The sequence below is a fragment of the Stenotrophomonas sp. WHRI 8082 genome, from assembly GCF_040223995.2.
In the GTDB taxonomy this organism is placed as follows: domain Bacteria; phylum Pseudomonadota; class Gammaproteobacteria; order Xanthomonadales; family Xanthomonadaceae; genus Stenotrophomonas.
This window is the reverse complement of the sequence record NZ_CP167826.1, coordinates 3,462,575-3,482,281: the sequence shown is the minus strand read 5'-3', so window position 1 is coordinate 3,482,281 and position 19,707 is coordinate 3,462,575. Positions and strand designations below refer to the sequence as shown.

The window sequence follows — 19,707 nt, the reverse complement described above, 5'->3', positions numbered from 1 at the left end:
TATTCCGTACAGGTCATCAACGCAGGTAATGCATCAGCAGGCCCAGAAGGGCAATCAGGCCGATGATCATCGCGAAGGCGTAGTGATAGAGGAAACCGGATTGGGTACGACGCAGCACATTGGCTGCCACGTCCGCCCCACGTGCGACCAGGTTGACGGTGCCATCGACGATGTTCGTGTCGATCCAGCGCGCCACCTTGCCCAGCTTGACGCTGCCGCCGGCGAAGCCGTCGATCCACAGCGTGTCCATGCCGTACTTGTTTTCCAGTACCGAAACAATCGGAGCAAACGTCCTGCGCGCCTTGCCCGACAGGTCCGGCTTCCACAGGTAGAAGATCACGGCCAGCAGGAAGCCTGCCACGGTCAGGAAGAACGGCGGCAGGGTCATGCCGTGCAGCGCGAACGCCACCGGGCCATGGAAGTGCTCACCGAGGAAGCCGACCGTGTTCTTTGCGGGGTCGTAGAAATCGACGATACCGGTGAAGAAGTTGGTGGCCTGGCCCTTGATGCCTTCGTGTGCGTGATGCCCGGCCCAGTCGGTGCCGTGCAGCATCGGACCGATGCTGAAGAAGCCGATCACGATCGAGGGGATCGCCAGCAGGATCAGCGGCAGCGTCACCACCCACGGGGTTTCGTGCGGCTCGTGCGGACCGTGGCCATGGCCGTGGTCGTCATGACCTGCATGGGCATCGACCGCATGCGCGTCGGCGGCATGCGCATGGTCATCGTGCGCAGTCGCAGCGTGGCCGTGACCATGGTCATCATGCGCCACGTCACGGAAGCGCTCCTTGCCATGGAAGGTCAGGAACAGCAGGCGGAAGCTGTAGAAGCTGGTGACCAGCACGCCGCCGAGTACCGCCCAGTACGCATAGGTCGCAACCCAGCTGTTGGACATGTGCGCGTGGATCTCGGCGGCCTCGATGATGGTGTCCTTCGAGTAGAAGCCGGAGAAGAACGGCGTGCCGACCAGGGCCAGCGTACCGATCCACATGGTGATGAAGGTGATCGGCATGTACTTGCGCAGGCCGCCCATCTTGCGCATGTCCTGCTCGTGGTGCATGGCGATGATCACCGAGCCCGCGCCGAGGAACAGCAGTGCCTTGAAGAAGGCGTGGGTCATCAGGTGGAACACAGCGGCCGAGTACGCCGACACACCCAGCGCGACGGTCATGTAACCCAGCTGGGACAGCGTGGAGTACGCGACGACGCGCTTGATGTCGTTCTGCACGATGCCGATGAGGCCGGTGAAGAACGCCGTGGTCGCACCGATGAACAGCACGAAATTCAGCGCAGTCGGCGACAGCTCGAACAGTGGCGACATGCGCGTCACCATGAAGATGCCGGCGGTGACCATGGTCGCGGCGTGGATCAGCGCCGAGATCGGCGTCGGTCCTTCCATCGAGTCCGGCAGCCACACGTGCAGCGGGACCTGGGCCGACTTGCCCATGGCGCCGATGAACAAGCAGATGCAGATCACAGTGGCACTGCCCCAGATGACCGGCTGGTCGAGTACCTGGATGGTGTGCAGGCCGAACAGGCTGATCGACCCGGACCACACCTGCAGCGCACCGTTGGCCAGTTCCGGATCCATGATCTTGGCGAACACGGTGGCGTAGTCGAGGGTGCCGAACACCCACATCACGCCGCCGATGCCGAGCAGGAAGCCGAAGTCACCGACACGGTTGACCAGGAAGGCCTTCATGTTGGCGAAGATCGCGGTCGGGCGCTTGAACCAGAAGCCGATCAACAGGTAGGACACCAGACCCACCGCTTCCCAGCCGAAGAACAGCTGCAGGAAGTTGTTGCTCATCACCAGCGTAAGCATGGAGAAGGTGAACAGCGAGATGTAGCTGAAGAAGCGCTGGTAGCCCGGATCTTCTTCCATGTAGCCGATGGTGTAGATGTGCACCAACAGCGACACGAAGGTCACCACCACCATCATCATCGCGGTCAGCTTGTCGACCATGAAGCCGACGTGTGCCGAGTACTGGCCCACTTCGAAGAAGGTGTACAGGTTTTCGTTGAACGGCTGCGCGCCGCCCCACAGCAGCTGGTAGAAGGTGTACATCGACAGGGCGCAGCTGACGGCCACGCCGAGGATGGTGATGGTCTGCGCGCCGAGGCGCCCGACCTGACGACCGAACAGGCCGGCGATGATGCTGCCGAACAGCGGTGCAAGCACCACTGCGATCAACAGACTCTTGGCGAGTGTGATTTCCATCTGTTAATCAGCCCTTCAACGAATCGACTTCGCCGACATTGATCGTTCGACGTGTACGGAACAGGGTCACCAGGATCGCCAGGCCGATAGCGGCCTCGGCGGCTGCCACGGTCAGGATGAAGAACACGAACAGCTGGCCGGCCGTGTCACCCAGTTCCCGCGAGAACCCGACGAAATTGATGTTCACCGACAGCAGCATCAGCTCGATGGACATCAACAGGACGATGACGTTCTTCCGGTTGAGGAAGATGCCGGCCAGGCTGATGCAGAACAGCACCGCGCCCAGCGCCAGGATATGGCCCAACGTGATCATGGCTTGGTCTCCTCGCCGGCGGCCGGCATGTCGACGGCAGCCTTGGTGTTGCTGTGCACGAACGGCGTTTCGACGTCCATCTTCACCACCGTCAGGCGGTCACGCGACTTGACCATCGTCTGCTCGCCCGGGTTCTGCGTCTTGATGCCGGTGCGCTGGCGCAGGGTCAGCATCACGGCGGCGACCACGGCGACGGTCAGGATGACCGCAGCGAACTCGAACGGCAGCAGGTATTCAGTGAACAGGCTGCGTGCCAACCAGGTGATGTTGGAAGTGTCAGCCGCCAGCGCCGCCGCGTTATCGGCCGGGAACGGCGTCACCGCCCTGCCCCGCACGCCGATCAGGGTGACGATCTGCACCAGCATCACCACCGCGACCACCAGCCCGACCGGCAGGTAACGCACCCAGCCCTCGCGCAGGTTGTCGGTGTCGATGTCCAGCATCATCACCACGAACAGGAACAGCACCATCACCGCGCCGACATACACCAGCACGAGCGCCACGCCGAGGAACTCGGCACCGACCAGGATCCAGATACAGGCGACGGAGAAGAAAGTCAGCACCAGGCAGAGCACGGCGTTGACCGGGCTGCGCGCACTGATCACCGCCGCTGCCGACACACTGGCTGCGATGGCGAAAACCCAGAAAGCGATATTTACCCAATCCATGTCTCGACCTCAGCGGTAAGCGGCGTCGGCGGCACGGCGCTCGGCGATTTCGGACTCAAGCCGATCACCCAGGGCCAGCAGCTGCGGCTTGGTAACGATGTTCTCGCCACGATTCTCGAAGTGGTACTCGAGGATGTGGGTCTCGACGATCGAGTCCACCGGGCAGCTTTCTTCGCAGAAGCCACAGAAGATGCACTTGAACAGATCGATGTCGTAACGCGTGGTGCGGCGGGTGCCGTCCTCGCGCTTGGCCGAATCGATGGTGATGGCCAGCGCCGGGCAGACCGCCTCGCACAGCTTGCAGGCGATGCAGCGCTCTTCACCGTTCGGATAACGGCGCAGGGCGTGCAGGCCGCGGAAGCGCGGGGACTGCGGGAACTTTTCCATCGGGTACATCATCGTGTACTTCGGCTTGAAGCTGTACTTCAGCGTCAGCCACAGACCGGCCAACAGCTCCAGCAGCAGCAGGCTCTTGAAGTAATGGGTAATCCTGTTCATTACGTTAGACACCCTTTTGAATCACGCCGAAGAACACCATCAAGGCGGTGACCGCGATCCAGAAAATGGTCAGCGGGATGAAGACCTTCCAGCCCAGCCGCATGATCTGGTCGTAGCGGAAACGCGGGAAGCTGGCACGGAACCAGATGTAGGCGCTGGCGAAGAAGAAGACCTTGATGAACAGCCACGGCCAGCCACCCGTCCAGATCCAGTCGATGAACGGCGAGATCGCACCCGGATTGACCCAACCCTGGATCGGGCTCAGCCAGCCACCGAGGAAGAAGATCGCGATCAGGAAGCTGATCAGGATCATGTTCGCGTATTCGGCCAGGAAGAACAGCGCGAATGCACCACCGGAGTACTCAACCATGTGACCGGCAACGATTTCCGATTCACCTTCCACCACGTCGAACGGCGCGCGGTTGGTTTCGGCCACGCCGGACACCCAGTACACGATGAACAGCGGGAACAGCGGCAGCAGGAACCAGTCGAGGAAGCCGGAGCTGCCGGCCTGCGCCATGACGATGCCGGTCAGGTTGAGGCTGCCCGAAGCGATCATCACGCCGACCAGGGCAAAGCCCATGGCGATTTCGTAGCTGATCATCTGCGCCGAGGCGCGCATCGCACCCAGGAACGCATACTTCGAGTTGGATGCCCAGCCCGCGAGGATGATGCCGTACACACCCAGCGAGGTCATCGCCAGCAGGTACAGCAGGCCGGCGTTGGCATTGGACAGCACCAGCTGCGCATCAAAGGGCACCACCGCCCAGGCCGCGAAGGCCGGTGCGAGGGTGATCAGCGGGGCCAGCAGGAACAGCACCTTGTGCGCGTTGGCCGGCTGCAGCACTTCCTTGAACAGCAGCTTGAAGACGTCGGCGAAGGCCTGGAAGATGCCCATGCCCACGTACATCGGACCGTGGCGGACATGCATCCAGCCGATCAGCTTGCGTTCCCAGACCACATAGAAGGCCACCGAGATGATCACCGGCATGGTGATCACCAGGATCTTCAGGATGATCCACAGCAGCGCGCCGATGTCACCGAGGCCAAGCAGCCACTGGTGCAGCGGGTCCACTGCGTTCAACAGCAATTCGTTCATGCAGCCACCACCGTTACACGAGCGGCACCCAGCGGTGCGGTTGCACCGTGGCCCGATTCAATCCAGACCGACCCTGCCGCGACGCGCCGGTCGACCACCACCGGCAGCGTGGCACGGCCGGCGTCGGTGCCGACCTTCGCCATCTGCCCTTCCTGCAGCTGCAGGCGCGCGGCATCGTCGGCATTGAGCACGATGCGCGGGGCAGTGTTCAGCGGATGCGACTGCAGCGCCGGGGCGCGGCGGACGACGGCGTCGGTACGGTAGATCGCCGCGGTCGACGCGACTTCCAGACCCTCGTCGCTCACGGCAACGGCGGTGGAAGCAGCCACGTTCACGCTCACCGGGGCCAGGCTGGCGCGCAGGCCGGCCAGGTCGGTGAATTCGAAGCCAGCCAGCGCCATCTCGCCACCCAGTGCACGCAGCACGCGCCAGCCCTCGCGGGCCTCACCTGGCAGCTTGCCGCCGGCACGTGCCGACTGCGTGCGACCATCTAGATTGGTCAGCGTGGCGTCGATTTCCGGCAGCGCACCGATCGGCAGGATCACGTCGGCGACGTCGCGGGTCGAGGCACAGGCGAACTGGCTGAAGGCCACGACCTGCGCACCGGCCAGCGCCTTGCGGGCGGCAGGGGCGTCGGCGAAATCCAGGCCCGGCTCGAGGCCGTAGACCACGTACGCCTGGCGCGGCTGCGCCAGCATGGCGGCCACATCCTTGCCCGCCGGGAGCACGCCGGCACGGGTGAGGCCAATGGCATTTGCGCCCTGCGGGATACGGCACAACCGGGCGCCGGTTGCAGCAGCGAAATCACGCGCAGCAGCGCGGATCGCAGCAGCCTGCGGATGGCTCTCGGCAATACCGCCGACGATCACCACGGTGTTGCGACCGCCCTGCACCGCCGTACGCAGCTCGGCATTGGCCAGCGCGTCGACGAACTTCGACGGAGCGACGATCTGCTTGCCGGCAATGCTGAAGGCGAAGTCGAAGTCGACGGGGTTGACCACGTGGATCTTCGCGCCGTTGCTGGTCTGCGCCTTGCGCAGACGGGCGTGCAACAGGGGCAGCTCGTGGCGGACATTACTGCCCAGCACGACGATCTGGTCCGCACCTTCGATCTCGGCCAGCGGCAGGCCGAAGACCTCGGCCGTGGCGGCGTCGGAGAAGTCGCGGTTGGTGATGCGGTGATCAAGGTTCGTGCTGCTCAGGCCCGATGCCAGACGAGCCAGCAGCGCACCCTCTTCATTCGAGGTGGACGGATGCACCAGCACGCCCAGGGCATCGCCCTGGTTGGCCTTGAGGATGTCCGCGGCGGCGGCCAGACCTTCGGCCCAGCTCACTTCCTTCCACTCACCATTGACCTTGCGCAGCGGCTTGACCGCACGGTCTTCGCTGTACAAGCCCTGGTGCGAATAGCGGTCACGGTCGGACAGCCAGCACTCGTTGACCAGCTCGTTGTCGCGCGGCACGGTGCGCAGCACTTCGCCGCGACGTACGTGCAGGAACAGGTTCGAGCCCATCGCATCGTGGTAGCCGAGCGATTCACGCGCGGTCAGTTCCCACGGACGCGCGCGGAACTGGAACACCTTGTTGGTCAGTGCACCGACCGGGCAGACGTCGACCACGTTGCCGGACAGTTCGGTCGTCAACGGCTTGCCGTCGTAGGTACCGATCTGCAGATTCTCGCCGCGGTACATGCCACCCAGCTCGTAGGTGCCGGCCACGTCGGCGGTGAAGCGGACGCAGCGCGTGCACTGGATGCAGCGGGTCATTTCGGTGGCCACCAGCGGCCCCATGTCCTCGTCCACCACCACGCGCTTGCGCTCGTTGAAGCGGCTGACCGAACGGCCATAACCCAGCGACACGTCCTGCAGCTCGCACTCACCGCCCTGGTCACAGACCGGGCAGTCCAGCGGATGGTTGATGAGCAGGAACTCCATCACCGAACGCTGGAATTTGAGTGCCTTTTCGCTGCGGGTGGCGACCTTCATGCCATCCATCACCGGCGTGGCGCAGGCAGGCGCCGGCTTCGGCGACTTCTCCACGTCCACCAGGCACATGCGGCAGTTGGCCGCGATCGGCAGCTTCTCGTGGTAGCAGAAGCGCGGGATCGGAATGCCGGCTTTGTCGGCCGCCTGGATGATCATCGAGCCCTTCGGCACGACCAGCGACTGGCCGTCGATTTCGACGGTGACGTGATCCGGTGGCACGCTCTGATTTACGGGTTGCGCGCTCATGCGGCAGCAGCCTCCACCTTCTTGCCGTCAACCATCGAATGACCGTTGACGATGTAGTACTCGAATTCGTCCCAGAACTGGCGCAGGAAACCCTGGATGGGCCATGCCGCCGCTTCACCGAACGCGCAGATGGTGTGGCCTTCGATCTGGCCGGCCACGGCCTTCAACTGGTGCAGGTCTTCCATCGTGGCCTTGCCGGCGACGATGCGCTCCAGCACCCGGTGCATCCAGCCGGTGCCTTCGCGGCACGGCGTGCACTGGCCACAGGATTCCTTGTGGAAGAACTGGCTGATGCGGCAGGCGAACTTGACGCAGCACACGCTGTCATCCAGCACCACGATGGCACCCGAACCCAGACCGGTGCCCAGGGCACGCAGGGTGTCGTAGTCCATCTGCAGGCCCTTCAGCTCTTCGGCCTTCAGCACCGGCATGGACACACCACCCGGCACTGCGCCCTTCAGCGTGCGGCCCGGCTTCAGGCCACCGGCCATTTCCAGCAGCTCGTCGAAGGTGGTGCCCAGCGGCACCTCGAAGTTGCCGCCCTGCTGTACGCAGCCGGACACCGAGAAGATCTTCGGACCGCCGTTCTTGGTCAGCGACAGACCGGCGAACCACTCCGGACCGTTGCGGATGATCGCCGGCACCGAGGCATAGGTCTCGGTGTTGTTGATCGTGCTGGGCTTGCCGTACAGGCCGAAGTTCGCCGGGAACGGTGGCTTGTAACGTGGCTGGCCCTTCTTGCCTTCCAGCGATTCCATCAGCGCGGTTTCTTCGCCGCAGATGTAGGCGCCAGCGCCCAGTGCACCGTAGATGTCGATGTCCACGCCGCTGCCGAGGATGTCCTTGCCCAGCCAGCCGTTCGCATACGCGTCGGCCAGTGCCTGTTCGAAGTTCTCGAACGGCTCGTGGTGGAACTCACCACGCAGGTAGTTGTAGCCCACGGTACTGCCGGTGGCGTAGCAGGCGATCGCCATGCCTTCGACCACCGAATGCGGGTTGTAACGCAGGATGTCGCGGTCCTTGCAGGTACCCGGCTCGGATTCATCCGAGTTGCACAGGATGTACTTCTGCATCGTGCCCTTGGGCATGAAGGACCACTTCAGGCCGGTCGGGAAACCGGCGCCGCCACGGCCGCGCAGGTTCGACTGCTTGACCATCTCGATGACCTGCTCCGGGCTGATCTTCTCTTCGAGGATCCTGCGCAGGGCGGCATAGCCACCGGTCTTGAGATAGCTTTCGTACGACCACGGAGTGTCGTAATGCAGCGTGGTGTAGACCACCTGGTGCGGCAACGGTGCGGGACCGACCGGACCACTGGGTGCGTGATGATGTGCCATGGCTTACTCCAACCCGTCCAGCAGCTCGTCGACTTTCTCGACGGTCAGGCGCTCGTGGTAATGGCCATTGATGACCATCATCGGCGCTCCAGCACAACCGGCCAGGCATTCTTCTTCGCGTTTCAGGTAGATGCGGCCGTCGGCGGTGGACTGGCCGGTCTTGCAGCCGAGCTTCTTCTCGGCATGCGCAACCAGGTCCTCGGCGCCATTCAACCAGCAGCTGATGTTGGTGCAGAAGGCCACGTTGTGGCGGCCGACCTTTTCCAGCTCGAACATCGAGTAGAAGCTGGCGACCTCATAGGCCCACACCGGCGGCAGGTCCAGGTACTTGGCCACGCCGGCGATCAGCTCGTCGGTCAACCAACCGCCGTTCTGCTCCTGCGCGGCGTGCAGGCCCTGCAGCACAGCCGAACGCTTGCGGTCCGGCGGGAACTTGGACAGCCAGTGCTCGATGTGAGCACGGGTCTTGTCGCTCAGCACCACCATCGGATCGACGTCGCGCGCCGCCTCGAAATTACCTGTCGCCTTCATCGGCCGACCTCAGCGAAATGCATGTCTTGGAATTCCATATGCTGCGGCGCCGGCTTGCGCCGGCTGCCTGCAGGAAAGAGGGTCAGGGCGGCCGGATTCACCGGTCGACCTCGCCGAACACCAGGTCGTAGGTGCCGATCATCGCCACCACGTCGGCCAGCATGTGGCCGCGCACGATCGAATCAATCGAGGACAGATGGGCGAAGCCCGGCGCACGCAGATGCACGCGGAACGGCTTGTTCGCGCCATCGGACATCAGGTAGCAGCCGAACTCACCCTTCGGCGCTTCGACGGCGGCATAGGTCTCGCCAGCCGGCACGCAGTAACCTTCACTGAACAGCTTGAAGTGGTGGATCAGCGCTTCCATGTCGTCCTTCATCGCCTCGCGGCTGGGCGGCGCGACCTTGAAGTTGTTGACGATAACCGGGCCCGGGTTGGCCTTCAGCCACGCCACGCACTGCTTGATGATGCGGTTGGATTCGCGCATTTCCGCCACACGGCACAGATAACGATCGTAGCAATCGCCTTCCTTGCCCAGCGGGATGTCGAAATCGACGGCATCGTACTTCGCGTACGGGCGCTTCTTGCGCAGATCCCAGGCGATGCCCGAGCCACGCAGCATCACGCCGGTCATGCCCCACTGATGGGCCAGCTCCGGGGTGACCACGCCGATACCGACGGTACGCTGCTTCCAGATACGGTTGTCGGTGAGCAGGGTCTCGTATTCGTCGACGCGACCCGGGAATTCGTTGGTGAAGTTCTCGATGAAGTCCAGCAGCGAGCCTTCGCGCGATGCATTGAGCTGCTTCAGGGCATTGCCCTTGTGCCAGCGCGACTCCTTGTACTTCGGCATATGGTCCGGCAGGTCGCGGTAGACACCGCCCGGCCGGTAGTACGCAGCGTGCATGCGTGCGCCGGAGACCGCTTCATAGCAGTCCATCAGCTCTTCGCGCTCACGGAAGGCGTACAGCATCACCGCCATCGCGCCCAGATCGAGCGCATTGGAGCCCAGCCACATCAGGTGGTTCAGGATGCGGGTGATTTCGTCGAACATGGTGCGGATGTACTGCGCACGCTCCGGCGCCTCGATTCCCATCAGGGTCTCGATGGCGCGCACGTAAGCGTGCTCGTTGCACATCATCGACACGTAATCCAGGCGGTCCATGTAACCGATGGACTGGTTGAACGGCTTGGATTCGGCGAGCTTTTCGGTACCACGGTGCAGCAGGCCGACGTGCGGATCGGCACGCATGATGGTCTCGCCGTCCATTTCCAGGATCAGGCGCAGCACACCGTGCGCGGCCGGATGCTGCGGACCGAAGTTCATCGTGTAATTGCGGATTTCCTGCCGACGCTCGGCCGTGTTGCTGGCGAACGCCTGGTGCGCCTGCTCGAACTGACTCACTTCACTGCCTCCTGCGAACGCTCGCCGGCCGCGGTCTGCAGGCGGGCGTCGTCACGGATCACGCGCGGCACGCCGACGCGCGGCTCCACCGAGGTGACCGGCTCATAGACCACGCGCTTCTTTTCTTCGTCGTAGCGCACTTCGACGTTGCCGATCAGCGGGAAGTCCTTGCGGAACGGATGACCGACAAAGCCATAGTCGGTCAGGATGCGGCGCAGGTCCGGATGGCCTTCGAAGATCACGCCGAACAGGTCGAACGCTTCGCGCTCGAACCAGTTCAGTCCCGGCCAGATGTCGGTCAGCGACGCGACCACCGGCAAGCCTTCGTTCGGCGCGAAACAGCGCAGGTGCATCATCAGGTTGTGCTGGTAAGAGCGCACCTGCACCACCACGGCGAAACGCTGGGTCGGCATGTGCTGCGGCTGCGCGCCACCGGCATCCTCTTCGCTGGGGAATTCACCCCAGGCGAAGCGACCGGCGCCCTTGCCTTCGACACCGCGACTGAAGCCCTGCGAAGACACGTCTGCGGTGTCCCATTCGTCAGAGCCGTAGCCGAGATAATCGACACCGCACAGGTCAACGGCCTGCTCGAAACCAAATTCGTCACGCAGCGCCAGCGCGGTGGCGTGCCAATCGGCGGCAGGCACTTCCAGCGTCACTTCGCCGCGGGGTTCGACCACGATGACCTGGCCGCCAGCGAAGCGGGCGGAAAGTCGGTCGATGAAGGATGCTTGCTCTGCCATGGGGGCTTGGCGCGCTCTTGATAAGGTGGGAAGGGTCAGCGGGCGATGGTCTGCGTACGCCAGATCTTCTTCTGCAGCTGCAGGATCCCGTACACAAGCGCCTCGGCAGTCGGCGGGCAGCCCGGGACATAGATGTCCACCGGGACCACGCGATCGCAACCGCGGACCACCGAATACGAATAATGGTAATAACCGCCGCCATTGGCGCAGCTACCCATCGAGATGACCCACTTCGGGTCCGGCATCTGGTCGTAGACCTTGCGCAGCGCCGGGGCCATCTTGTTGACCAGCGTACCGGCCACGATCATCACGTCGGACTGGCGCGGCGACGGGCGGAACACCACACCGTACCGGTCCAGATCCAGGCGCGCAGCGCCGGCGTGCATCATTTCAACGGCGCAGCAGGCCAGACCAAAGGTCATCGGCCACATCGAACCGGTACGTGCCCAGTTCAGCAGGGCATCGACGCTGGTGGTGACATAGCCTTTTTCCAGCAGCGGATTATCGCCGGCCGGCCGCAGGATGTCGTCAACCCGCCCTTCGGGGCTCGGGTTGTTCATCAGGCCGTCGAGAGTTTGGATCACTCCCATTCCAGCGCTCCCTTCTTCCAGACATAAATGAAGCCGAGGAACAGCATGCCGACGAACAGACCCATGGTGACCAGCGAACGGGCGCCGAGCTCCATGAAGACCTGGGTCCAGGGCACGATGAAGATGATTTCCAGATCGAAGACGATGAACTGGATCGCGATCAGGTAATAGCGCACATCGAACTTCATGCGCGCGTCTTCAAAAGCCTCGAAGCCGCATTCGTACGGCGAGAGCTTCTGCAGATCGGGACGGCGTGGGCCGAGGAATCGGCCAATCAGCATCAGCGTAATGCCGATACCGGTGGCGACGATCAGAAACAGCAGAGACGGCAAATATTCGGCCAGCACAGCGATTCTCTCTTGCCTCTGCCGCCGCGCCTGCAGGCGCTTTGGCATGGGGGAGTGGACGGGGACAACGCTACCCGGCGCAGAGCGCGCCGGACGTACCCGCTTTACTTACTAAATGGTGCCCAAGAGGGGACTCGAACCCCTACGACCTAAGTCGCTACCACCTCAAGGTAGTGCGTCTACCAATTCCGCCACCTGGGCTTACGATCGCGCTGGACTATCATTCCAGTGCGCGGCGTATTGTAACCGTCTTCAGTCTTTCTGGGAGCCTTCCGGCTGCTTTTCTTCACCAGAATTTGAAGATTCCGCCTGAGCCGGCACAGTCGCGGCCGGAACCGACTGCTGCGCGGGCTGCTGGACCGGCACGGCATTGGCTGCCGGCACCGTGGCCGGACGCTCGCCTGCCGGGGCGGCCGGCACGCTGGCGGCCGGCGCGGCCATCAGACCGAGATCCTGCTGCGCCGCCGGGCGGCTGCCATGGCCGGCGTACCAGGCCATGAACAAGCTGATACCGAAGAACACCACGGCCAGCCATTTGGTCGACTTCGACATGAAGTTCGAGGCACCACGTGCGCCGAACACCGTGCCCGAGGCACCGGCACCAAAGCCCGAACCGGCGGCCGCACCGGAACCACGCTGCATCAGGATGAGCGCGATCATGGCCACTGCCACCAGCACGTAAACGACATTGAGGATCAACATCAGCATCTGGAATCCGTCCTCGGACTACTTCTAATCAGGTTGCAGCCGCCGCCTGGGCGATGGCCAGAAAATCGGCAGCCACCAATGAGGCGCCACCTACCAGCCCACCATCGACGTCGGGCTGTGCGAACAGCTCTGCGGCATTGTCGGGCTTCACGCTGCCACCGTAAAGGATGGTCAGGGAATCGGCAATTCTAGCATCGACCTTGGCCACTTCGCCACGGATGAACGCGTGCACGTCCTGCGCCTGCTCCTTGCTCGCGGTGCGTCCGGTGCCGATGGCCCACACCGGCTCATAGGCGACGACGGCGTTCTGGAAGCCCTGCCCGCCCACCAGCGCGAGCACCGGGGCCAACTGGCTGGCGATCACCTTCTCGGTCTGTCCGGCTTCGCGCTGCTCCAGGGTTTCCCCCACACAGAGGACCGGTACCAGGCCGGCATGCAGCGCTGCAGCGAACTTGCGCGCCACCAGCTCACTGCTTTCGTGGTGGAACTGCCGCCGCTCGGAGTGGCCCACCAGTCCGTAGCGCGCGCCCACCTCGTGCAGCATCGCGGCGGAAACTTCGCCGGTGTACGCGCCCTTTTCATTGCTGCTGACGTCCTGCGCGCCAAAGGCGACGGCGGTGTCGGCGAAATCGTCGACCAGTTCGCCCAGGTACGGCAAGGGCGGCAGGATGACCAGTTCAACGCCCTGCTCCGGTGCGCCGTTGGCGATGTCGGTGACCAGGGACGTGGCGAATTCGCGGCTGCCGTGCAGCTTCCAGTTTCCGGCGACGATCTTGCGGCGCATGGGCGATGGCTCCGTTTCGTATCAGCTGGACATGATAACGAATGAAATTATTAGCCGTTGGGTAGTAACCGGTTACACGTTGGTTTGAGGGTGGTCGAACGGGTGGTACCCCCTCGCGGTGGGCTGCGTAAAGCTGCATCTGGGGATGGGCCGGGCGGTGGGGCTGGTCGGGGGACGGCAAAAACTGCGTCCATGCGTGCCTCGTTTCGTGCCATCCATGGCACTCAACGCCCCCGCCCAGCCCCACCGTCCGGCCCCCTGACAGGTTCCGTGGCCGCCCGCCGCGTATGAAAAAAGAGAAAAGCGGTAGCGCCGACCCATGGTCGGCGAGCGCAGCGGGCCGTTGGCGGGGACATCCGCCGACCATGGGTCGGCGCTACCGCAGGCCCCGTTGACCCGTCGGGTGGAGGGAGCCCCTGAGTCAGGGGCGGCCGCGAAGCGGCGGGGTGTGGGTGCTGGTGAGACGGGGCCCGCGGTTTGCGAAGCAAAGCGTGGGAGCGGCAGCGCGAATGCGATGACGTGGACCCGTGCCCCGCATAGCCGCCCCGCCCCGCCAGCACGCAGGCCTACAGCTTTTGAGGTTGCCGTCGCTGTTGCCGTTGCTGTTGCTCTGAAGCGGCCCGGCCGCAGGCCGGACACTCCACTACTTCAGCTTGATCTCGCGCAGGCGCTCTTCGAGGAAACCGTGGGCGGTGATCGGTTCCGGGTACCGGCTCGGATTCTCCGGGGTGATGCAAGAGGGCAGCACGTCGATCAGATAATCCGGGTTCGGGTGCAGGAAGAACGGCACCGAATAACGCGGCTGGCGCGCAAGATCACCCGGCGGATTCACCACACGATGGATCGTCGACGGATATACGTGGTTGGTCAGCCGCTGCAGCATGTCGCCGATGTTGACCACGATGGTGTCCGCGTCCGACGTAAACGGCACCCACTTGCCATCGTGCGACTGCACTTCCAAGCCGGCGGCACTGGCACCCACCAGCAGGGTGATGAAATTGATGTCGCCATGCGCGCCGGCGCGCACGTTCGGCACGTCGTCGGTGGTGATCGGCGGGTAATGGATCGGACGCAGGATCGAGTTGCCCTGGTTGGTCTTGTCGGCAAAGAAGTCCTCCGCCAGACCGATGTGCAGCGCGAGCGCGGACAGCACGCGCGAACCGAGGTGATCCAGCGCTTGGTACAGGCCATAGCCCGCCTCACGGAAGCCCGGCACTTCACTCGGCCACAGGTTCGGCGGCATCACCTCACGGTACGGTGAATCATCCGGAATCTCCCGGCCGATATGCCAGAACTCCTTCAGATCGAAATGCTGCGAACCCTTCGCCGTCTCGACGCCGAACTGGGTATAGCCCCGCGCACCACCGCCACCGGCCACGTGGTACTGGCGCTTGGTTTCGTCGGGCAGGGCAAAGAAGGCTTTGAATACCTGGTAGGCCGCATCGATCTCGGCCTGCGGAATGCCGTGATTGCGGATGCCGGCGAAGCCCCACTGGCGGTACGCGGCGCCCAGCTCGGCCACGAAGGCGTCGCGGTCGCTGTCAAAACGGGTGATGTCGAGGGTGGGGATCTGGCTCACGAACATGTCCTGGCTGGCAATTGAACGGTCCGCGCAGAGACGCTGGCGCGGATGGCCATTGTGACAGATCGGCCCCTTGCCGCCAGCCAACCAGAGGATACAAATCGATACAATGCGCGCGCCCCGGCGCGCGCTATCTGCCGACTCCCGCCCTGATTGCGCAGGATACCCCGACCGACATGGACACCTCAGCACACCCTGTGACACGCCGAGCCCGAGTGACCTGGGCATCGCTGTTCACCCTCCTAAACGCGCTGATCGCCATCGCCATCGTGGCGTCCTACGCGCCGTGGTCCGCCAATCCGGGCGGAACCCTCGGCAAGGCCTACTTGGCTATCGCCCTCCCCGGCCATTTCCTCGCATTCGCCGCGGCGACGATGCTGCCTGCCCTGTTGATCGGACTGTGGCCGCGCCGCACGCGCGCACTGACCGTTACTGCCGTTATCTGCCAGGGCCTGTGGCTGTGCCTGCTGCTGGTCGATGCGAAGGTGTTCGCGCTCTACCGGTTTCACCTCAATGCCATGGTGCTCAACATGGTCTTCGGCGGCGCGCTGCACGATCAGGTCAGCCTGTCATGGACGAACTGGCTGCAGGTGGCCGGCGTGCTCGTGGCGGTCTTCATCACGCAAGGCCTGCTTGCCTGGAGTTGCTGGCGGCTGCTGCCGGCCCGCCTGCCGCAGCGCTTACTGTCCGCTACGTTGCTGGTGGCAGCCCTGGTGATGGGCATCGGCCAGCTGGCAACGGCCTACTACGATGCACGGGGCGAGCGCGCGGTGGTCAGCCAGTGGGCGTACATTCCCTGGGCGCAGCCCATCACGGCCAAGCGCCACATGCGCGCACTCGGTGTCCCCGTGCTCCAGCCCGCCAGCGCCCTGCCCGACCCACGATTCAGCGAGCTGGACTGGCCGCTGGCGCCACTGCACTGCCAGAGCCACCAACGCCCGAACATCTTGATGGTCGTGATGGAATCGCTGCGCGCCGACGCGCTCGATCCGCAGACGATGCCCAACACCTGGGCACTGGCTGCGCGCTCGCAGGTGTTCGACCACCATCACAGCACGGGCAACGCCACGCGTTTTGGCCTGTTCGGCCTGCTATATGGCCTGCCCGGCAGCTACTGGCAGCCGATGCTGGCCGAGCAGCGTGGCTCGCTGCTGCTGCAGGTGATGAAACAACAGGGGTATGCGCTGCACATCCATGGCAGTGCACCGTTGTACAGCCCGGAGTTCGACCGTACCGCCTTTGCCGATGTGCGAGACCTGCTGCAGACCGCGCCGTCGGCACTGTCCGTCGCCGAGCGGGACCGCCATGTGGTGCAGACGTTGCAAGCGGAGATCAAGGCAAGCCCGCCCGGCACGCCGTGGTTCGGCTTTGCCTTCCTGGACGCCACCCACGCACCCTATCACCTGCCGAAAGACTATCCGCCGCTGGTCAGCCCGATGGCGCCGGACATTGATTTCCTTGCCTTGGACAACGACCACGACGCGACGCCCGAACGCAATCGGTACCGCACGGCAGTGCACTACGCTGACAGCCTGCTGGGTGAACTGCTGCAGGGTCTGCGCGATGCGGGCATGGACGAGAACACGATCGTGCTGGTCACCGGCGATCATGCCGAAGAGTTCAATGATCTCGGCCTGAACTACTGGGGCCACAACGGCAACTTCTCCGACTACCAGTTGCAGGTGCCGTTCGTGCTGCATTGGCCCGGGCGCGATGCAGCGCCTGACGCACGCATGAGCTCGCATGAAGACTGGGTGCCTACGGTGCTGCGCCATGCGCTGGGGTGTGAGAATCCACTCGAGGATTTCAGCACGGGACAGGACCTGCTGGCCCCGCCACCGCCGGGAACGCGCTCGCTGCTGGTGGAAAGCTGGTCACAGCGCGGCATCCGGCGTGGCCACGATACGTACGTGTTCGACAAGTTTGGCCATGCCACCGCGCTGGGAGCGAACTATCTGCCGCTGCCCATGCAGCAACCTGACAAGGCCAGCGTGCGCGAAGCATGGGATGCGCTGACGCGTTTCCGCCGTCACTAGGGCAGCCATTGCATTCACGCCGTGGCCGCATCGCCTGGTAGTGCTGGCTTCAGCCGGCACCGCACGAATCACGCCCTGGTAGTGCCGGTTTCAGCCGGCACCACGCCAAAGACCAGCCGACTGAAGTCGGCTCTACCGCAGCGCGAGAACCTCGGGCGCGGACGACGCTCTGTGTCAGGCGGCGGCCGCCTGCACCGCGGCGGACAGCTGGTCCAGCGTGTCCTGCATCAGCCCCGCTTCGTCCGCTTCCACCGTTACCCGGACGACCGGCTCGGTGCCCGAGGGCCGCAGGAAGGCACGGCCGCGGCCAGCGACTGCCTCTTGTGCCCGCGCGAGCGCATCCTGCACGCTCGCCGCCTGCACCGTGGCCTTGGCGGACACATTGCCCAAACGCACGTTGACGGTCTTCTGCGGCACCTTGACCAGCGGCTGCAGCGACTCACGCAGGGTCTGCCCGCTTTGGCGCAGCGCTACCAGGACCTGCAGCGCACTGACGATCGCATCGCCGGTAGTCGCCCGGTCCAGGCACAGCAAGTGGCCGGACGCCTCGCCCCCCAGAACACCGCCACGTTCGGTCAGCGCCTGGTGTACGTAGCGGTCGCCCACATTGCTGCGGATGAACGGGATCGCCAGTTTTTCCAGCGCCTGCTCGAGACCGAAGTTGGTCATCAGCGTGCCGACCACGGGGCCACGAAGACGGCCTTCGGCCTGCCACGAGCGCGCCAGGATGTAGAGCAGGTCGTCCCCATCAACCGGGTTGCCCTGGTCGTCGGCCATCAGCACACGGTCGCCATCGCCATCAAAGGCGATGCCCAGATCCGCGCGCATCTCGCTGACCTTGGCCGCCAGACTGTCGATGTGCGTGGAGCCCACCCCGGCATTGATGTTCAGCCCGTCCGGCGCAGCGCCGATGGCGATCACCTCCGCACCCAGCTCGCGGAACAGCAGCGGTGCGATGTGATACGTGGCGCCATGCGCGCAGTCCAGCACCAGACGCATGCCACGCAGGTCGAAACTGCGCGGAACGCTGGACTTGCAGAACTCGATGTAGCGGCCGATCGCTTCGCGCGCGCGCATCGCCTTGCCAAGCTTTTCGGACTCCGTCGTGCTGAACGGCTCGTCGATGCTTGCCTCGAGCGCCAGCTCGGTGGCGTCGTCGAGTTTCTCGCCCTGCGCGGAGAAGAACTTGATGCCGTTGTCATAGTGCGGGTTGTGCGACGCACTGATGACGATGCCGGCGTCGGCACCCAGGGTAAGGGTCAGGAAGGCAACCGCCGGCGTCGGCATCGGCCCCAGCAGTTGCACGTCCACGCCCGCAGCGACCAATCCAGCTTCCAGCGCCGCCTCAAACATATAGCCGGAAATACGGGTGTCCTTGCCGATCACCACGATCGGTCGGCGGCCTTCGTTGCGCTTCTGGGCAACCAGTACGCGCCCGAAGGCGTTGCCGAGCCGCAGCACGAAATCCGCCGAAATCACCCCTTGGCCGACACGACCGCGGATGCCGTCGGTACCGAAATACTTGCGCGCGCCCATCAGGATTCGGCCGCCGCAGGTGCCGGTTCACTGCGCAGCATCGCCAGCAGATCTGACAGGCGGTCGCGCAGTTCGCGGCGATCGCAGATCTGGTCGATGGCGCCGTGCTCCAGCAGGAACTCCGAGCGCTGGAAGCCTTCCGGCAGTTTTTCGCGCACGGTCTGCTCGATCACGCGTGGACCGGCAAAGCCGATCAGTGCGTGCGGCTCGGCGATATTGATGTCACCCAGCATCGCGAACGATGCCGACACGCCACCGGTGGTGGGATGAGTGAGCACCGAAATATACGGAAGCCCGGCTTCGCGCAACTTGCCCAGCGCGGCCGACGTCTTCGCCATCTGCATCAGCGAGAACAGGCCTTCCTGCATGCGTGCGCCGCCACTGGCGGAGAAGCTGACATACGGTGCGCCGATCTCCAGCGCGGTCTCGGCGGCAAGCGCGAAACGCTCACCGACCACCGAGCCCATCGAACCGCCCATGAAGGCGAAGTCGAACGAGGACGCGACCAACGGGCGTCCCTTCAGCAGACCGCGCATGGCGATCAGGGCGTCGTACTCGCCGGTGTTTTTCTGCGCGACCTTGATGCGCTCGGCGTACTTTTTCTGGTCCTTGAACTTCAGCAGATCGGTCGGGCCAAGACGTGCGGCGATTTCGGTGGTGCTGTCCGCATCGAACAGTGCCGCCAGGCGCGCGCGCGCGCGGATCGCCATGTGATGGCCGCACTTGGGGCAGACTTCCAGATTCTCTTCCAGCTCGGGGCCATACAGCGCGCTGCCGCAGCTGCTGCACTTTTCCCACAGGCCCTCGGGGACGCTGCGCTTCTTGCTGGGGACGTTGTCGGTGCGGATGCCCGACGGCATCAACTTGCTGAGCCAACTCATGCGGGATGCTACTTCCGTTCAGGGCGGCCCGAAGGCCGCAAAGGCCGACAGTCTAGCTCAGGCCTTCCCTGCCCGTGCACCCCTGCGACGGCGTATGGGGTGGGTGAAAACCCTACTGCTGCGTACGCTGGACGGCCGCTGCGCTTGCCGAGCATGGCTCGGCGCTACCTCGATGGAGCGGGCTGCTGCGCTTGCCG

Annotated in this window: 18 protein-coding genes and 1 tRNA gene; 1 reads left to right on the top strand and 18 read right to left on the bottom strand. The window is 64.2% G+C overall.

Annotated features, from left to right (window positions below; genetic code table 11):
- Positions 1 to 16 precede the first annotated feature (16 nt).
- The 16 genes from nuoL to ABRP17_RS15095 all read right to left on the bottom strand — a co-directional run bounded on the left by nuoL (position 17) and on the right by ABRP17_RS15095 (position 15,060).
- Entirely contained in the window at positions 17 to 2,221 is a 2,205-nt protein-coding gene (nuoL, locus tag ABRP17_RS15170) for an NADH-quinone oxidoreductase subunit L (RefSeq protein WP_349986685.1), read from the bottom strand.
- 7 nt (positions 2,222 to 2,228) lie between these two features.
- Positions 2,229 to 2,534 (bottom strand): NADH-quinone oxidoreductase subunit NuoK, encoded by a 306-nt coding sequence (gene nuoK / locus ABRP17_RS15165; RefSeq protein WP_042614969.1) that lies wholly within the window; start codon positions 2,532 to 2,534, stop codon positions 2,229 to 2,231.
- The gene (locus tag ABRP17_RS15160; RefSeq protein ID WP_188326759.1) at positions 2,531 to 3,202 is read right to left on the bottom strand and encodes an NADH-quinone oxidoreductase subunit J; all 672 of its coding nucleotides are present in this window, start codon (positions 3,200 to 3,202) and stop codon (positions 2,531 to 2,533) included. Before ABRP17_RS15160 ends, nuoK begins: the two co-directional genes overlap by 4 nt.
- A gap of 9 nt (positions 3,203 to 3,211) precedes the next feature.
- Entirely contained in the window at positions 3,212 to 3,700 is a 489-nt protein-coding gene (nuoI, locus tag ABRP17_RS15155; protein ID WP_005417924.1) for an NADH-quinone oxidoreductase subunit NuoI, read from the bottom strand.
- Positions 3,701 to 3,704: 4 nt separating this feature from the next.
- Complete coding sequence (nuoH, locus tag ABRP17_RS15150; RefSeq protein ID WP_188326758.1) at positions 3,705 to 4,799, bottom strand: NADH-quinone oxidoreductase subunit NuoH; 1,095 nt, start codon at positions 4,797 to 4,799, stop codon at positions 3,705 to 3,707.
- Positions 4,796 to 7,030, bottom strand: a complete 2,235-nt coding sequence (gene nuoG, locus ABRP17_RS15145; protein ID WP_349986682.1) for an NADH-quinone oxidoreductase subunit NuoG — start codon at positions 7,028 to 7,030, stop codon at positions 4,796 to 4,798. Before nuoG ends, nuoH begins: the two co-directional genes overlap by 4 nt.
- Complete coding sequence (gene nuoF / locus ABRP17_RS15140; protein WP_188326756.1) at positions 7,027 to 8,367, bottom strand: NADH-quinone oxidoreductase subunit NuoF; 1,341 nt, start codon at positions 8,365 to 8,367, stop codon at positions 7,027 to 7,029. Before nuoF ends, nuoG begins: the two co-directional genes overlap by 4 nt.
- A gap of 3 nt (positions 8,368 to 8,370) precedes the next feature.
- On the bottom strand, positions 8,371 to 8,898 hold the full coding sequence (nuoE, locus tag ABRP17_RS15135) for an NADH-quinone oxidoreductase subunit NuoE (RefSeq protein WP_188326755.1): 528 nt from the start codon (positions 8,896 to 8,898) through the stop codon (positions 8,371 to 8,373).
- Between the two features lie 97 nt (positions 8,899 to 8,995).
- Entirely contained in the window at positions 8,996 to 10,303 is a 1,308-nt protein-coding gene (locus ABRP17_RS15130; RefSeq protein WP_188326754.1) for an NADH-quinone oxidoreductase subunit D, read from the bottom strand.
- A complete protein-coding gene (locus tag ABRP17_RS15125) occupies positions 10,300 to 11,046 on the bottom strand; it encodes an NADH-quinone oxidoreductase subunit C (RefSeq protein ID WP_349986679.1) in 747 nt (248 codons plus the stop codon). Before ABRP17_RS15125 ends, ABRP17_RS15130 begins: the two co-directional genes overlap by 4 nt.
- Before the next feature lie 35 nt (positions 11,047 to 11,081).
- Positions 11,082 to 11,636: an NADH-quinone oxidoreductase subunit B family protein gene (locus ABRP17_RS15120; RefSeq protein ID WP_182339617.1), complete on the bottom strand. Its 555-nt coding sequence runs from the start codon at positions 11,634 to 11,636 to the stop codon at positions 11,082 to 11,084.
- A complete protein-coding gene (locus ABRP17_RS15115; RefSeq protein WP_042614960.1) occupies positions 11,627 to 11,983 on the bottom strand; it encodes an NADH-quinone oxidoreductase subunit A in 357 nt (118 codons plus the stop codon). The genes ABRP17_RS15120 and ABRP17_RS15115 overlap by 10 nt, the downstream gene beginning before the upstream one ends.
- A 116-nt stretch (positions 11,984 to 12,099) precedes the next feature.
- Positions 12,100 to 12,184: transfer RNA gene (locus ABRP17_RS15110), tRNA-Leu, on the bottom strand.
- 51 nt (positions 12,185 to 12,235) lie between these two features.
- Entirely contained in the window at positions 12,236 to 12,691 is a 456-nt protein-coding gene (gene secG / locus ABRP17_RS15105) for a preprotein translocase subunit SecG (protein ID WP_349986677.1), read from the bottom strand.
- A gap of 28 nt (positions 12,692 to 12,719) precedes the next feature.
- Positions 12,720 to 13,475: a triose-phosphate isomerase gene (gene tpiA / locus ABRP17_RS15100; RefSeq protein ID WP_349986675.1), complete on the bottom strand. Its 756-nt coding sequence runs from the start codon at positions 13,473 to 13,475 to the stop codon at positions 12,720 to 12,722.
- Between the two features lie 643 nt (positions 13,476 to 14,118).
- Entirely contained in the window at positions 14,119 to 15,060 is a 942-nt protein-coding gene (locus ABRP17_RS15095; protein WP_372486812.1) for an isopenicillin N synthase family dioxygenase, read from the bottom strand.
- 173 nt (positions 15,061 to 15,233) lie between these two features.
- Here ABRP17_RS15095 and ABRP17_RS15090 point away from each other — a divergent pair, with 173 nt between their 5' ends.
- Positions 15,234 to 17,093, top strand: a complete 1,860-nt coding sequence (locus tag ABRP17_RS15090) for a sulfatase-like hydrolase/transferase (RefSeq protein WP_349985077.1) — start codon at positions 15,234 to 15,236, stop codon at positions 17,091 to 17,093.
- A 174-nt stretch (positions 17,094 to 17,267) separates the two neighbouring features.
- Here ABRP17_RS15090 and glmM read toward each other — a convergent pair whose 3' ends face one another.
- Both glmM and accD read right to left on the bottom strand, forming a co-directional pair.
- Positions 17,268 to 18,629, bottom strand: coding sequence for a phosphoglucosamine mutase (gene glmM / locus ABRP17_RS15085; protein WP_349985078.1), 1,362 nt, complete (start codon positions 18,627 to 18,629; stop codon positions 17,268 to 17,270).
- Positions 18,629 to 19,510 carry an acetyl-CoA carboxylase, carboxyltransferase subunit beta gene (gene accD, locus ABRP17_RS15080; RefSeq protein ID WP_349985079.1) on the bottom strand — a complete coding sequence of 294 codons (882 nt, stop codon included), beginning with the start codon at positions 19,508 to 19,510 and terminating at the stop codon, positions 18,629 to 18,631. Before accD ends, glmM begins: the two co-directional genes overlap by 1 nt.
- Positions 19,511 to 19,707: the final 197 nt, after the last annotated feature.

Excerpts from the sequence above, each read along its gene's own strand:
- nuoG (WP_349986682.1), bottom strand. The coding sequence starts at position 7,030 with ATGAGCGCGCAACCCGTAAATCAGAGCGTGCCACCGGATCACGTCACC.
- ABRP17_RS15120 (WP_182339617.1), bottom strand. The coding sequence starts at position 11,636 with ATGGGAGTGATCCAAACTCTCGACGGCCTGATGAACAACCCGAGCCCC.
- ABRP17_RS15090 (WP_349985077.1), top strand. The coding sequence starts at position 15,234 with ATGGACACCTCAGCACACCCTGTGACACGCCGAGCCCGAGTGACCTGG.
- nuoK (WP_042614969.1), bottom strand. The coding sequence starts at position 2,534 with ATGATCACGTTGGGCCATATCCTGGCGCTGGGCGCGGTGCTGTTCTGC.
- nuoE (WP_188326755.1), bottom strand. The coding sequence starts at position 8,898 with ATGAAGGCGACAGGTAATTTCGAGGCGGCGCGCGACGTCGATCCGATG.
- accD (WP_349985079.1), bottom strand. The coding sequence starts at position 19,510 with ATGAGTTGGCTCAGCAAGTTGATGCCGTCGGGCATCCGCACCGACAAC.
- nuoH (WP_188326758.1), bottom strand. The coding sequence starts at position 4,799 with ATGAACGAATTGCTGTTGAACGCAGTGGACCCGCTGCACCAGTGGCTG.
- ABRP17_RS15125 (WP_349986679.1), bottom strand. The coding sequence starts at position 11,046 with ATGGCAGAGCAAGCATCCTTCATCGACCGACTTTCCGCCCGCTTCGCT.
- nuoL (WP_349986685.1), bottom strand. The coding sequence starts at position 2,221 with ATGGAAATCACACTCGCCAAGAGTCTGTTGATCGCAGTGGTGCTTGCA.
- nuoF (WP_188326756.1), bottom strand. The coding sequence starts at position 8,367 with ATGGCACATCATCACGCACCCAGTGGTCCGGTCGGTCCCGCACCGTTG.
- secG (WP_349986677.1), bottom strand. The coding sequence starts at position 12,691 with ATGCTGATGTTGATCCTCAATGTCGTTTACGTGCTGGTGGCAGTGGCC.
- ABRP17_RS15160 (WP_188326759.1), bottom strand. The coding sequence starts at position 3,202 with ATGGATTGGGTAAATATCGCTTTCTGGGTTTTCGCCATCGCAGCCAGT.
- tpiA (WP_349986675.1), bottom strand. The coding sequence starts at position 13,475 with ATGCGCCGCAAGATCGTCGCCGGAAACTGGAAGCTGCACGGCAGCCGC.
- ABRP17_RS15095 (WP_372486812.1), bottom strand. The coding sequence starts at position 15,060 with ATGTTCGTGAGCCAGATCCCCACCCTCGACATCACCCGTTTTGACAGC.
- glmM (WP_349985078.1), bottom strand. The coding sequence starts at position 18,629 with ATGGGCGCGCGCAAGTATTTCGGTACCGACGGCATCCGCGGTCGTGTC.
- nuoI (WP_005417924.1), bottom strand. The coding sequence starts at position 3,700 with ATGAACAGGATTACCCATTACTTCAAGAGCCTGCTGCTGCTGGAGCTG.